We start from the raw sequence: 11,978 nt of genomic DNA, 5'->3' as shown, positions 1-11,978 counted from the left end.
GCCGCTTTTGGCCAACCGGACCGCTCCGGGGTCCGGTTATTCGCTATTGCCTTTCTAAATACGATCGTGCTTTTTATCTGCCGTAAGCCATCAGCGGAGCCTCAGGGCATCGTACCGGTTCCCAGTCAAAAGATAAATCTACAGAATGCAAATCGATATCCGGGTGGTGCGTATGCACCATGTAATTGAAGAGCGGATGACGGGCTTCTTCCCAGCGCTGGCGCGCCGCGGCGACGTCCTTCGCCAATACGCGATGCGGCAATCCGCCGACATGCGTCATCGGCAGGAATTCATTGACGCCGAAAACATCCTTGAAGAGCATCGCTTCATACTCCCGATCAAGCGGCGTACGCGCCGTGATCACCATGTAATCGATCCCGTGCAATTCGCAGAACATCCAGAGCGCCTTGCACAACGCCACCTTTACCACCCGTCCCACCATGCCGCCCGAAACGCCGAGACGCGTCGCTTCCGCGAGGCGGCTCGTCGCCAGATGATCCGGCAGACGCACCGATTGCTCGACCGCGAGCCGCCCGTACGCATTGGTCTGAATGCGCATGGTCCCGAGCGGCGCGCCGTCGAGCTTGGACTCCGCCAGCAGGACGGCCGTGCCGCGATCGCGATCCGAAGGCTCGATCGTCATCGATTCGGCGAATTCGGGCAGATGCCGCCCATACGCCGAGCGCCGGATGCTCACGGCTTTCTGCAGCCCGGCATCGTCCCGGACGATACGAATAGTAAACGGCATGCGCTCGGATTTCTGAAGCGCGGGCACGATCGTGAGTGTTGGGCGAACCGCCGGTTCGGTGTGGTTGGCGGCGGCGTTGTTGGCAAGGTTGAGACGTTCCATTTGTAAACCCCATTTTTTCTTGGCGATTGGAAATTGCCGCGTGCCGAGGACATTTATTTAAGTAGGTCCCGTACACGGGCGAAACGAGCCTCTCACGAAGTCAAAAAACGGGGTGCGTGCTTGCCGCTGTTTCTGAGCAAATTTCAGGCTAAAGCGATGGAAGAAAGCTTCTAATCGACGAGCCAATCGCCGGGTAGCCGCTGCAAACCAATATATGCATATGTCGTACAGGAATATGCGAGCCCGAACCGGGTGAAGAAACGAGGGCGAGCAGCCACCTATTGACGCGAGAGGCAATTGGGAGAATAGCGTTCGCCGAACCGTCGCGGAGCATCGCGTAAACGCTCGAAAACACTAAAAAAACGGGGCGCGGTAACGTTTGCTTACAAGTTTGTTTCGCACAATCTGCGAAACACGGAAAGTGCAGAGTTTGGGATTTTCAAACGTGGAGAACGGGCAAAAGAAAAAGCGGGCGTTCCTCGAAAGAAACGCCCGCCTTATCACGACATAATCATGTCAGCCGTGTGAAAACCGCTAAAACGAATCAGAAAAATCAGTCGTCTTCGTCGAGCCAGGGGATATCGACGTCGGTAATGAAAGCGACCATCGCGAGCGGGCGGCCTTCCTGCCGGCCGATGTTCCCGTCCGCGCGCTGCCATTCGCAGCGGAATATCGTGGCGGGCGTGTCGGCGAGCAGCGTGATCGTGCGGATCTCGTCCGGATCGTTCTCCTCGACGGGACCGTCGAGCGAGACGAGCAACTGCTGCGGCCAGACGCCGTCGGCGGGATCGTAGATCTTGTCGCCATCGTGAATGACGACATGCGCTTCGACGCCGATCGTCGCGGAGGCCTCGACGATCATCTTGCCGAGCGCGCGCAGCACCGCGGTGGCGCGGCCCGAGTTCGCCTGACGGATCGCGAGATCGCCGCGCGTCAGCGCCTGTTCGAGTTTGGGATTGGTTTTCTGTTGCGCCATCTATCTCTCTCGGATTGGTTCGTGGCAACTTTCGACGAGGGCGGCCCGGCCTAAGTTGCACACGGATCGTAGCATCGCATCAACAAAGATAGGTCGTACGGGCGCGCGCGGCAAACCGGCGGGCGTTGTGCTCAAGTTTGCGCACGAACGGCCGATATTGCGCTCATCCCCATCGAAACGCGTGACTGCCGTGCTGTTCATCGACCTGTGTGCCCGCCCGTGCGTGCGTTTGCCGGTGCGCGCTGTCCCCATGCCGTTCGCGCGCGCCGCGCGGCCCGCGCCCGCCGTCGTCGTGTGAACGTGGCGAGCGGACACGACGAGATCGTCGACGGCATCGCGCTGCGCACGCATCTGCAACCGATCTACAGCCTTCCGCATCAGCGCGAGGTGGGCTACGAGGCGTTGCTGCGCGGCGACGCGGGCGGCGGCGCGCTGATCGATCCGTTCGATCTGTTCGGCCGGGCAATCGTCGCGGGCACGCTCACGGAGCTCGACCGCATGAGCCACCGCACGCATCTGCGCAACGCGGCGGCGCTCTTGCCCGCCGCGCACTGGCTCTTCATCAATATCAATCCCGCCACCTTCACCGATCCCGGCTATGCCGTGCGGCTCGCGGCGGCGACACGCGCGGCCGGCCTCGCGCCGGAGCGCCTCGTGATCGAGGTGCTGGAATCCGGCGGCACGGACGTCGAGGAACTCTCGCGCGCGACGCAGGCGTTTCGCGGACAAGGCTTTCTCGTCGCCGTCGACGACTTCGGCGCGGGACATTCGAATATCGACCGGCTGCTGACGCTCAGGCCCGACATCGTGAAGCTCGACCGCAGCCTCGTGCGCACGAAGAGCGCTCACATGCGCGACGCGCTGATGCCAAAGCTCGTCGACCTGCTGCACGAGTCGGGCATGTTCGTGGTCGCGGAAGGCATCGAGACGGGCGACGACCTGATGCTCGCCGCGCGCTCGAACGTCGATTTCGTGCAGGGTTATCTGTTCGGCATGCCGTCGCCGACGCTGGCCGAGCGCGGCGTCGCGACGCCGCTTTTCGAAGACGTGTTCGATGCGCTCGCCCAGATGCGCCGCGCCGAGCGGCTCGCGGGCGACCTGCTCGTGCTGCCCTATCGCTCCGGCATCAAGCAGGCGGCACGGCGCTTCGCCTCGGGGACGACGACCGAAGCCGCCTGCGCCGACGTGCTCGCGCTGCCCGCGACGCTCAGCTGCTTCTTTCTCGACCAGGGCGGCCGCGAGTTCATGCCGGGCCTGGCCGGGGCCGCCGCGAAAGCGCCGAGCGCGCGTTTCGCGCCGATCGCAGACCCGTCCACCGGGCGCTGGGACAATCGCTCGTATTTCGTCGATGCGCTCGCGAAGCCGCAGCAAGTGATCACGACCGCGCCCTATCTTTCCGTGACGGGCACGTCACTGTGCATGACGCTCACGATCGCGACGCAGCGCGCCGAGAAGCCGGTGGTGATCGGCGTCGATCTCGACTGGGGCAAACTCACCGAAGCGGCGCCGGCGATGTTCTGAGGCGCGTCTGCTTCGCGTCTGCTTGGCGTCTACTTCGCCTCGCCGATCGCGCTCGCAAGCGCCGCCGCGCCCGCGCGCAACGCCGCGAGATTGCCCGGCTCGAAGGTCCAGTGCCCCGCCGCGTTCACGACCGCCAGTTGCGCGCCCGGCCAGCGCGCGGCGAGCGCCAGCGCCTGATCGGCGGGACACACCATGTCGAAGCGGCCATGCACGATCCGGCAAGGCAGATGCGCGATACGCGCGATGAGCGGCAACAGCGGCATCGGCGGCAGCTCGTTCGCCATGTAATGACGTTCGAGCAGCGCCATCGAGATCGCGGCGGCGTTCGCTTCCGCGCTCGGGCGCTTCTCTTCGTCGGCGGGTTCCTTTTCCGGCTTGTTGACGACCGACAGCGTCGTCTCGTATTGCGTCCATGCGCGCGCGAGCCGCGTGCCGGCTTCGTCGAAGCGAGCGAGCGGCGCCTCCGTCATCCGCAGGATGTCCTGCGCGTTCGATGGACGCTTGCCGCACGCCGCCTCGATCGCATCGAGAAACGCGCGATGCGCCTCCGGGAACACGCGCCGCACGTCCCACAGGAACCAGTCGATGTCCTCGCGCCGCGCGAGAAACACGCCGCGCAGCAGGAAGCCCAGGCACCGTTCCGGATGCGCGACGCCGTACGCGAGGCCGAGCGTGGTGCCCCACGAACCGCCGAAAATCGCCCACCGGTCGATCTGCAACGCGACGCGCAGCGTCTCCATGTCGCCGACGAGCGCATCGATGCCGTTGTGCTCCAGCTTGCCGAACGGCGTGGACTTGCCGCAGCCGCGCTGATCGAAGAACACGACGCGCCACTTCCCTTCTTCCAGCACCTCGGCCCATTTCACGTTCATCGCGCCGCCGGGGCCGCCGTGCACGACGAGCATCACGGGCGCGTCGCGCGGGCCCTGCGCGCGCCAGTAGATCGAATGGCCGTCGCCCACGTCGAGCATGCCTTCGTCGAACTGCACCGGCGTTTCGGTTTCCATTGCGCTTTCATCCTCGGCTGTTGAATTCGGGTTGGCATCCATTGTTGCATCCGATCGGTGACATCGCATGACGTGCGCCGTGCGCTATGCTTCCCGCTTCCCTTCATCCAGCGAATTTCGATGCGCCGTACTCTCGTCAAGTGGCTCTTTGCAACGTATCTGCTAGGCAGCGGCATCGTCTGGTCGATCCTGATCCTGCCGCTCTTTCCGTTCGTCGGCCGCAACGGGCGTTACCGGCTCGCGACGCTCTGGTGCCGCGCCGTCGTCGTGATGATGCGCGTCATCACCGGCGTCACGTGTTCCGTCGAAGGGCTGGAGCATTTGCCGGCCGGGCCGTGCATCATCCTGTCGCGGCACGAATCGACGTGGGAAACGCTCACGTTCATGGCGCTTTTTCCGCGCCGCATCAGCTTCGTGTTCAAGCACGAGCTCATGAACATTCCGTTCTTCGGCTGGGTGCTGCGCGGGCTCGACATGGTGAGCCTCGACCGCGGCTCGATCCGTCAGGCGCATACGGCGGTGACGCGCGAGTGCGCGGCGCGCCTCGAGAAAGGCGATTCGGTGGTGATCTTTCCCGAAGGCACGCGCGTCGCGCACGAAGCGCCGCTCAAGCTGGCCTCCGGTGGCGTGCGCCTCGCCTGCGCGACGAAGGTGCCGGTCGTGCCCGTGGTGCACGACGCGGGCAAGGTCTGGCCGGCGAAGGGTTGGCCGGATCGGGGCGGACATATCCGCGTGATCGTCACGCCTTGCCTGCCGCTCGATTGCGAGATTCCGCAGGAACTGAACCGCATGGCGCAGACGCAGATGGACGAGGCGCTGGCCGAACTGCGCTAGCCGCTCTCAGTACAGCGGCCGCTTCTTCGCGGCGCACAGCCGGTTCACGGCGGCGATCAGCGTGCCCATATCCACGGGCTTGCGCAAATAGCCGTCGTAGCTGACGAACGCGGGCGGATTCGGATGCCCCGAAATCATCAGGAAAGGAATGTGCGCGAGCGCCGCGTCGTTCTTCATCGTCTGGCAGAGCAGCGCGCCGCCGAGCCCTGGCATCATCCAGTCGGAGACGACGATGTCCACCCTTTGCTCGCCGAGGATCGTCAGCGCTCCGTTGCCATCGAACGCGCACAGGACGTTGCAGTCCTCGCCCTGCATGCAGACGGTCCAGGCTTCGATGGTGGCGGGGTCGTCGTCGACGAGCAATACGGTCTTCATCTTGCGGGCAAGTTCGGTGCGTGCGGCGCGTGCTGCGGAAGGTCTGCCGGAATCTGCGAAGACCGCGGCGGACAGCGTTTTATGTGACCACTGCTGAACCGGTTTGTTGCATTTACTTCGTTCTCACTGCCTTTCGTCATAGTATTTCTTTCGCGCCAACTCTGCGCGGTAAATGCTGCTTCAGCAACTTGCGCGCCGCCCGGCGACGCCGGTCATTTGCTCCGTGCGCGCGAGCGGCCCGCTTCACGCAGCGCGTCGACGAGCGCTTCCTCCACCGGCGTGCGCGCCGCGTCGTTGCGGCGGATCAGGCCGATCGGCTCATCGGTGCCCGCGAAAGGCATCGGCAACGAGGCGAGCAGCCCGAGCCCGATGTCCTGCTCGACCGCGCCGGCGGGCACGAACCACACGGCGTCGTTGTTCATCGCGAGTGAGCGCCCGAGCGACACCGACAAGGTCTCGACGAGCGCCGTCAGCGCATGCGCGCCGAACGCGGTGAGCACGCTTTCAGCCGACTGACGGATCAGCGTGCCGAACGGCGGCACCACGATCGCAAAGCGCGCGAGCAGCGCCGGCGTGAGCGGCGTCTCCAGCGTCAGCGGATGCTCGCGGCGCACGACCACCGCCAGCGGCTCGCGATAGATCTGCTCGAACGACAAGCCGTGCATCGCTTCCGGCTCCGACAGCCGTCCGACGACAAGATCGACATCGCCCGCCTTCAGCTTTTCCAGCAGAAGCGCGTTCGAATCCGTCCATACCGAGAGCGACACCGCCGGCCATTGCTGCCGGAACGACGTGAGCGCGGGCGAGAGCAGCACGGGCGCGACCGTCGGCAGGATGCCGATTGCGATGGTGCCAGGCACGTCGCCGCGCTCGCGCAGCAGCATGTCGACGCCCTCGCGCAAGGACGCGACGCAGGCGCTCGCGTGCGGCGCGAAGAGCCGCCCTTCGCGCGTCGGCACCGCGCCGCGCCGCCCGCGCTCGAACAAACGCACGCCTAGAATGGATTCGAGCTCGCTGATCGTCTTCGAGACTGCGGGCTGCGTGATCGATAGGCTGTCGGCGGCGCGCTGCACGCTGCCGAGCTGCGTGACGGCCAGAAAACACTGCAAATGCCGGAACTTGACGCGGGTGTTGGTGAAGTCGGTATCCATGACGTTCCGTTATGCAAGAAGGCACAAAACATCATTTTCCATAACTTGCGGCGTTATATAAAGTAGTCGTCAGAAACATCCTATTCAATCCCACAATGACAGGAGACAGTCGACATGACTTCACCGATCCTCACACCGCGCGACTGGGAATCGCATCCGGCGTATCTGTCGCCGGGTTACAAGTCGTCGATTCTGCGCAGCCCGGGCCTGCCGCTCGTTCCGCTGAAGGAAAACCTGCGCAACCGGCGCGTGCCGGTCTACGGCGCTGACGATCTGGGCGTGCTCGACAACGATCTCACCCGTAACGCCGCCAAGAATGGCGATCCGCTCGGCGAGCGCATCATCGTGACGGGCCGCGTGCTCGACGAAGGCGGCCGGCCGGTGCGTAATACGCTCGTGGAAGTGTGGCAGGCGAACGCCGCGGGCCGTTACGTGCACAAGGCGGACCAGCACGACGCCCCGCTCGACCCGAACTTCCTCGGCGCGGGCCGCTGCCTGACCGACGACGAAGGCCGCTATCGCTTCATGACGATCAAGCCGGGCGCGTATCCGTGGGGCAATCACCCGAACGCGTGGCGTCCGCAGCACATCCACTTCTCGCTCTTCGGCGAATACTTCGGCTCGCGCCTCGTCACGCAGATGTACTTCCCCGGCGATCCGCTGCTCGATCTCGATCCGATCTATCAGGGCATTCCCGAGCACGCCCGCGAGCGTCTCGTGTCGTCCTTCTCGATCGACACGACGCAGGAAAACTACGCGCTCGGCTACGAATTCAACATCGTGCTGCGCGGCCCGGACCAAACGCCGACGGAGTAAAACGAACATGACCACGCTGAAACAGACCCCTTCGCAGACCGTCGGTCCGTACTTCGCTTACGGCCTCGTGCCCGAGCAATACAACTTCGATCTGAAGAGCCTCTTCACCGCGTCGGCTGCGGACCGTGAAGTGCCGGGCGAGCATATCGCCGTCGTCGGCAACGTGTTCGACGCGGAAGGCAAGCCCGTCAACGACGCGCTGATCGAACTCGCCCAGGCCGATGCGAACGGCCGCTACGTGCAGAGCGTGCAGGAAGCGCGCGAGTCGGGCTTTCGCGGCTTCGCCCGCTGCGGTACGGGCACGGACCCGAAACTGCGCTTCATCTTCGATACCGTGAAGCCGGGCGCGACCGCCGACGATTCCGCGCCGCATCTCGATGTCATCGTGCTGATGCGCGGCATGCTGCTGCACACCTACACGCGCATCTATTTCGAAGATGAAAGCGACGCCAACGCAAAGGACACGGTGCTGCAGAGCGTGCCGGCCGAGCGCCGCCATACGCTGATCGCGAAGCGCGAGGCGGGTGCGTCGGTCAAGGCGGATTCGTCGGGCAGCATCTATCGCTTCGACATCCATTTGCGCGGCCCGAACGAAACGGTCTTCTTCGACCTGTAACGCTTCTCGCAGCAGTCGTTTGAAACGAAGGCGTCCGGCACTGCGCTATAGTGTCGGACGCCTTTCGTTTTCTTCTGCGCTTTTCTCATGTCCGACGCTCCCACGCCCAGCCCGCTCTACGCCAAGCTCCTCGGTGAAACCGCCCAGATCGGCTGGTCCGAACTGGAACGCTTCTTCGCGCAGGGCAAGCTCATCTGGGTGAAGGGCGACCTCGATCTGGTGAGCATCGCGGAAGCCGTCGCCAACGACGACACGCAGCAGGTCTCGCAATGGCTTTCCGCCGGACTGATCGAACGCATGCAAGCCGAAACCGCCACCGATCTCGCCGCGCGCGATCCGGAATTGTGGGCCGTCGTCACGTCGCCGTGGGTGTGCGTGCAGGAACGCGGCTGAGTCAGCCCGTACCGCTCAGCTTGCGCCACAGCGTCGTCTTGCTGATGCCGAGCGCGGCGCACGCTTTCTCTCGGTCCCCGTCGAATGCGTCGAGCACGGCGCGCACTTCATCGGCCTGCGTGCGTTTCACGCGCGCCCTGAGCGTGAGATCCGGCTGATCGCCGTTCATGATTTCAGGCGCGATGTCCGCGAGCAGCGCGGGCGTCACCGGCCGCTCCGGCTCGTCCTCCATCTCCACCGCGACGCGCTCCATCACGTTTTGCAACTCGCGCACGTTGCCCGGCCAGCGATACGCCATCAGGATCGCGAGGGCGTCGTCGTCGATCGATAGGCGCGTTCTGGCCAGCAAATGCGCGGCGAGCATCGGGATATCGGCGGCGCGCTCGCGCAAAGGCGGCAGCGCCAGATTCAGAATATTCAGCCGATAGAACAGGTCCGCGCGAAACTCGCCCTTTTCGACGTGCTCCGTCAGCGCACGATGCGTCGCCGCGATGATGCGCACATCGACCTGTAGCGGCTCCGTGGAGCCGAGACGCGCCACTTCGCGCTCCTGCAGCACACGCAACAGGCGGCTTTGCAGCGGCAGCGGCATTTCGCCGATTTCATCGAGAAAGAGCGTGCCGCGATGCGCCGTTTCGATCAGGCCTGGCTTGCCGCCGCGCCGCGCGCCCGTGAACGCGCCTTCCTCGTAGCCGAACAGCTCGCTTTCGAGCAGCGTCTCCGGAAACGCGCCGCAATTGAGCGCGACGAACGCGAACTCGCGCCGCGCGCTCGCGTTGTGGATGCCCTGCGCCGCGAGCTCCTTGCCGGTGCCGCTCTCGCCGCGAATCAGCACGGTCGCCTCCGAGCGCGCATAGCGGCGCATGCGCGCTCGGGCCGCTTCGATGGCCGCGCTTTCGCCGAGCAGATCGCCGATCACGTAGCGCGCCGTCAGTTGCGGCGCGCGTTGACGCGTGCGCACCGAGCGGTCCATCCGTTGCAGCGCGACCGATTCCTGAAACGTGACGATCGCGCCGCCCGTTTCGTTCGATCCCTCGCCCCACGCGCTGCGATGCACGACATAGCTCGCGCCGCGCACCGTTTCCAGCGATTCGCCCGGCGCCGCCGGTACGGCCGCCGCCACATCCGGCGCCAGCTCCGCGAGCCGCCGCCCGACCGCCTGCGACGGGTTCAGCCGCAGAAGCTGCGCCATCTTGCCGGAAAGCGCCTCGATGCGGCCTTGCGCGTCGAGCGCGATCACGCCGTCGCGCAGATTTTGCAGAACCTGATCGAGGCGGCGGCGTCGCATCGACTCGGCGAGCGTCGCGTTCGCGACTTCGAGCGCCGTGTCGATGGCCGCCTGCACGGACGGGCGCGAGTACAGAAACACCGACCTGAGCCCGGCCTTTTCCGCGAGTTCCGTGACGAGCCCCGGACCGACGATCGCCTTCACGCCGCGATCGCGCAGATCGAGCACGCAGGCTTCGGCGTCTTCGGCGGCTAGATAGGACGCGCTTTCGACCTCGACGCCAAACGCCGCGAAGAAGCGCTTCAGCTCGGGCGGCGTCTCGCCGTGCGTGACGAGCGCGACGCGATCCGCTTCGCGCTTGGCGCGCGCGAGCGCGTGCATCACGTCGAAGCCCGTCGGCGCGACGAGCACGACCGGCACGCCGGTACGCGCTTTCAGATAGCTGCCGTTCGATCCCGCCGCGACGATCACATCCGGACGATCGACGCCCGCGTGCTCGATATCGTTGACGGCATCTTCATAGCCGCGCGCGACGATGCGCAGATCGGCGACGCCGTCGTAAGCCGACGCGACATCGCGATACAGGTCGCGCAGCTTGCTGATGCCGATGGCCCAGATGCGCGGAGTGTGGGAAGGATCCATGTCGATGCGTCGAAAGAGAGGCGGCGGCTCATGATACCGCTGCGATTTCGTGCCTGAAACAGCGATTTCAATTTTGAAATAACACGCTCGTTCGGTCGAATTGCCATCTCATAAAAATCAATGACTTAGCGCATGGCCCGCAACTTGCCTTTTGAGATGCACCTTTTCGGAGACGCAGAAACATGAGCCAGTTGTCCACCAACACGCCCGGCGCGCGCTTTCGCGCAGCCGTCGCCGGGGAAGCGCCGTTGCAGGTCGTCGGCGCGATCACCGCTTACGCCGCGAAGATGGCCGAAGCCGTCGGTTTCAAGGCGCTTTATCTGTCGGGCGGCGGCGTTGCCGCGAATTCGCTCGGCATGCCGGACCTCGGCATCAGCACGATGGAAGACGTGCTGATCGACGCGCGCCGCATCACCGACGCGTCGTCGCTGCCGCTGATGGTCGATATCGACACCGGCTGGGGCGGCGCTTTCAACATCGCGCGCACGATCCGTTCGTTCATCAAGGCGGGGGTCGCCGCCGTGCATATCGAGGATCAGGTCGGGCAGAAGCGCTGCGGGCACCGGCCGGGCAAGGAAGTCGTGCCGACCGGCGAAATGGTCGATCGCGTGAAGGCCGCCGTCGATGCGCGCACGGACGACACCTTCGTCATCATGGCGCGCACCGATGCCGCCGCCGCCGAAGGCATCGACGCCGCGATCGAACGCGCCGTCGCGTATGTGGAAGCGGGCGCGGACATGATCTTCCCCGAAGCGATGAAGACCCTCGACGACTATCGCCGCTTCAAGGCTGCCGTGCGCGTGCCGATTCTCGCGAATCTGACCGAGTTCGGTTCGACGCCCTTCTTCACCGTCGACGAGTTGAAGAGCGCGAACGTCGATATCGCGTTGTACTGCTGCGGCGCGTATCGTGCGATGAACGCGGCGGCGTTGAACTTCTATGAAACGGTGAAGCGCGACGGCACGCAAAAGGCCGCCGTAGAGACGATGCAGTCGCGTGCCGATCTGTACCGGTATCTTGGCTATCACGCCTACGAAGACAAGCTGGATCAGCTTTTCGCGGCACAGAAATGACCCTTGTTTCAGGAGACAAATCGATGAGCGAAGCAGACAACAGCACCGCAACCGGCGCATTCAAGCCGAAGAAATCCGTCGCATTGTCCGGCGTGACGGCAGGCAATACCGCGCTGTGCACGGTGGGCAAGACCGGCAACGATCTGCACTATCGCGGCTATGACATTCTCGATGTTGCGACGACTTCCGAGTTCGAAGAGATCGCCTATCTGCTCGTGCACGGCAAGCTGCCGAATACCGCCGAGCTGAAGGCGTACAAGACCAAGCTGAAGGCGCTGCGCGGCCTGCCCGCGAATCTCAAGGCCGCACTGGAATGGATTCCGGCCTCAGCGCATCCGATGGACGTGATGCGCACCGGCGTCTCCGTGCTCGGCACGCTGCTGCCCGAGAAGGACGATCACAACGTGCCGGGCGCGAAGGATATCGCCGATCGCCTGATGGCTTCGCTCGGCTCGATGCTGCTGTACTGGTATCACTATTCGCACAACGGCAAGCG

At 64.5% G+C, this 11,978-nt stretch carries 13 protein-coding genes; 7 read left to right on the top strand and 6 right to left on the bottom strand.

Going from position 1 to position 11,978, the window contains the following annotated elements; genetic code table 11:
• Positions 1 to 73 precede the first annotated feature (73 nt).
• Together AWB70_RS18245 and AWB70_RS18240 are read right to left on the bottom strand one after the other, a co-directional pair.
• Positions 74 to 850 (bottom strand): N-acyl amino acid synthase FeeM domain-containing protein, encoded by a 777-nt coding sequence (locus AWB70_RS18245; protein ID WP_014251176.1) that lies wholly within the window; start codon positions 848 to 850, stop codon positions 74 to 76.
• Between the two features lie 553 nt (positions 851 to 1,403).
• Entirely contained in the window at positions 1,404 to 1,826 is a 423-nt protein-coding gene (locus AWB70_RS18240; protein WP_014251177.1) for a hypothetical protein, read from the bottom strand.
• A 300-nt stretch (positions 1,827 to 2,126) separates the two neighbouring features.
• Here AWB70_RS18240 and AWB70_RS18235 point away from each other — a divergent pair, with 300 nt between their 5' ends.
• Positions 2,127 to 3,347, top strand: coding sequence for an EAL domain-containing protein (locus AWB70_RS18235; protein ID WP_235024285.1), 1,221 nt, complete (start codon positions 2,127 to 2,129; stop codon positions 3,345 to 3,347).
• Between the two features lie 29 nt (positions 3,348 to 3,376).
• Here AWB70_RS18235 and pip read toward each other — a convergent pair whose 3' ends face one another.
• Positions 3,377 to 4,354, bottom strand: a complete 978-nt coding sequence (gene pip / locus AWB70_RS18230; RefSeq protein WP_053569634.1) for a prolyl aminopeptidase — start codon at positions 4,352 to 4,354, stop codon at positions 3,377 to 3,379.
• A 120-nt stretch (positions 4,355 to 4,474) separates the two neighbouring features.
• Here pip and AWB70_RS18225 point away from each other — a divergent pair, with 120 nt between their 5' ends.
• A complete protein-coding gene (locus AWB70_RS18225; protein WP_053569635.1) occupies positions 4,475 to 5,188 on the top strand; it encodes a lysophospholipid acyltransferase family protein in 714 nt (237 codons plus the stop codon).
• A 6-nt stretch (positions 5,189 to 5,194) separates the two neighbouring features.
• Here AWB70_RS18225 and AWB70_RS18220 read toward each other — a convergent pair whose 3' ends face one another.
• Positions 5,195 to 5,563, bottom strand: a complete 369-nt coding sequence (locus tag AWB70_RS18220) for a response regulator transcription factor (protein ID WP_041731807.1) — start codon at positions 5,561 to 5,563, stop codon at positions 5,195 to 5,197.
• A 212-nt stretch (positions 5,564 to 5,775) separates the two neighbouring features.
• Positions 5,776 to 6,714, bottom strand: coding sequence for a pca operon transcription factor PcaQ (gene pcaQ / locus AWB70_RS18215; protein ID WP_053569636.1), 939 nt, complete (start codon positions 6,712 to 6,714; stop codon positions 5,776 to 5,778).
• A 114-nt stretch (positions 6,715 to 6,828) separates the two neighbouring features.
• On the opposite strand from pcaQ, the gene pcaH reads away from it, so the two are divergent.
• The 3 genes from pcaH (at position 6,829) to AWB70_RS18200 (ending at position 8,539) form a co-directional block, all read left to right on the top strand.
• A complete protein-coding gene (pcaH, locus tag AWB70_RS18210) occupies positions 6,829 to 7,530 on the top strand; it encodes a protocatechuate 3,4-dioxygenase subunit beta (protein WP_014251183.1) in 702 nt (233 codons plus the stop codon).
• Between the two features lie 7 nt (positions 7,531 to 7,537).
• Positions 7,538 to 8,146 (top strand): protocatechuate 3,4-dioxygenase subunit alpha, encoded by a 609-nt coding sequence (gene pcaG / locus AWB70_RS18205; protein WP_045454858.1) that lies wholly within the window; start codon positions 7,538 to 7,540, stop codon positions 8,144 to 8,146.
• Positions 8,147 to 8,233: 87 nt separating this feature from the next.
• Positions 8,234 to 8,539 carry a DUF2288 domain-containing protein gene (locus tag AWB70_RS18200; protein ID WP_053569637.1) on the top strand — a complete coding sequence of 102 codons (306 nt, stop codon included), beginning with the start codon at positions 8,234 to 8,236 and terminating at the stop codon, positions 8,537 to 8,539.
• Between the two features lies 1 nt (position 8,540).
• On the opposite strand, the gene prpR is transcribed toward AWB70_RS18200, so the two are convergent.
• Entirely contained in the window at positions 8,541 to 10,409 is a 1,869-nt protein-coding gene (gene prpR, locus AWB70_RS18195; protein WP_041731809.1) for a propionate catabolism operon regulatory protein PrpR, read from the bottom strand.
• Positions 10,410 to 10,591: 182 nt separating this feature from the next.
• Here prpR and prpB point away from each other — a divergent pair, with 182 nt between their 5' ends.
• Positions 10,592 to 11,482 carry a methylisocitrate lyase gene (prpB, locus tag AWB70_RS18190; protein ID WP_053569638.1) on the top strand — a complete coding sequence of 297 codons (891 nt, stop codon included), beginning with the start codon at positions 10,592 to 10,594 and terminating at the stop codon, positions 11,480 to 11,482.
• Positions 11,483 to 11,505: 23 nt separating this feature from the next.
• Positions 11,506 to 11,978, top strand: a 473-nt coding sequence (locus tag AWB70_RS18185) for a citrate/2-methylcitrate synthase (RefSeq protein ID WP_327349537.1), incomplete at its 3' end; no start/stop codon positions are given.

Source organism: Caballeronia cordobensis (assembly GCF_001544575.2).
Classification (GTDB): Bacteria; Pseudomonadota; Gammaproteobacteria; order Burkholderiales; family Burkholderiaceae; genus Caballeronia; species Caballeronia cordobensis.
The sequence above is the reverse complement of the archived record's forward strand: the minus strand, read 5'-3'. Positions and strand labels throughout refer to the sequence as shown.

Coding starts and splice junctions, on each gene's coding strand:
- AWB70_RS18240 (WP_014251177.1), bottom strand. CDS start 1,826: ATGGCGCAACAGAAAACCAATCCCAAACTCGAACAGGCGCTGACGCGC.
- AWB70_RS18225 (WP_053569635.1), top strand. CDS start 4,475: ATGCGCCGTACTCTCGTCAAGTGGCTCTTTGCAACGTATCTGCTAGGC.
- pip (WP_053569634.1), bottom strand. CDS start 4,354: ATGGAAACCGAAACGCCGGTGCAGTTCGACGAAGGCATGCTCGACGTG.
- prpR (WP_041731809.1), bottom strand. CDS start 10,409: ATGGATCCTTCCCACACTCCGCGCATCTGGGCCATCGGCATCAGCAAG.
- prpB (WP_053569638.1), top strand. CDS start 10,592: ATGAGCCAGTTGTCCACCAACACGCCCGGCGCGCGCTTTCGCGCAGCC.
- pcaQ (WP_053569636.1), bottom strand. CDS start 6,714: ATGGATACCGACTTCACCAACACCCGCGTCAAGTTCCGGCATTTGCAG.
- pcaG (WP_045454858.1), top strand. CDS start 7,538: ATGACCACGCTGAAACAGACCCCTTCGCAGACCGTCGGTCCGTACTTC.
- pcaH (WP_014251183.1), top strand. CDS start 6,829: ATGACTTCACCGATCCTCACACCGCGCGACTGGGAATCGCATCCGGCG.
- AWB70_RS18200 (WP_053569637.1), top strand. CDS start 8,234: ATGTCCGACGCTCCCACGCCCAGCCCGCTCTACGCCAAGCTCCTCGGT.
- AWB70_RS18220 (WP_041731807.1), bottom strand. CDS start 5,563: ATGAAGACCGTATTGCTCGTCGACGACGACCCCGCCACCATCGAAGCC.
- AWB70_RS18245 (WP_014251176.1), bottom strand. CDS start 850: ATGGAACGTCTCAACCTTGCCAACAACGCCGCCGCCAACCACACCGAA.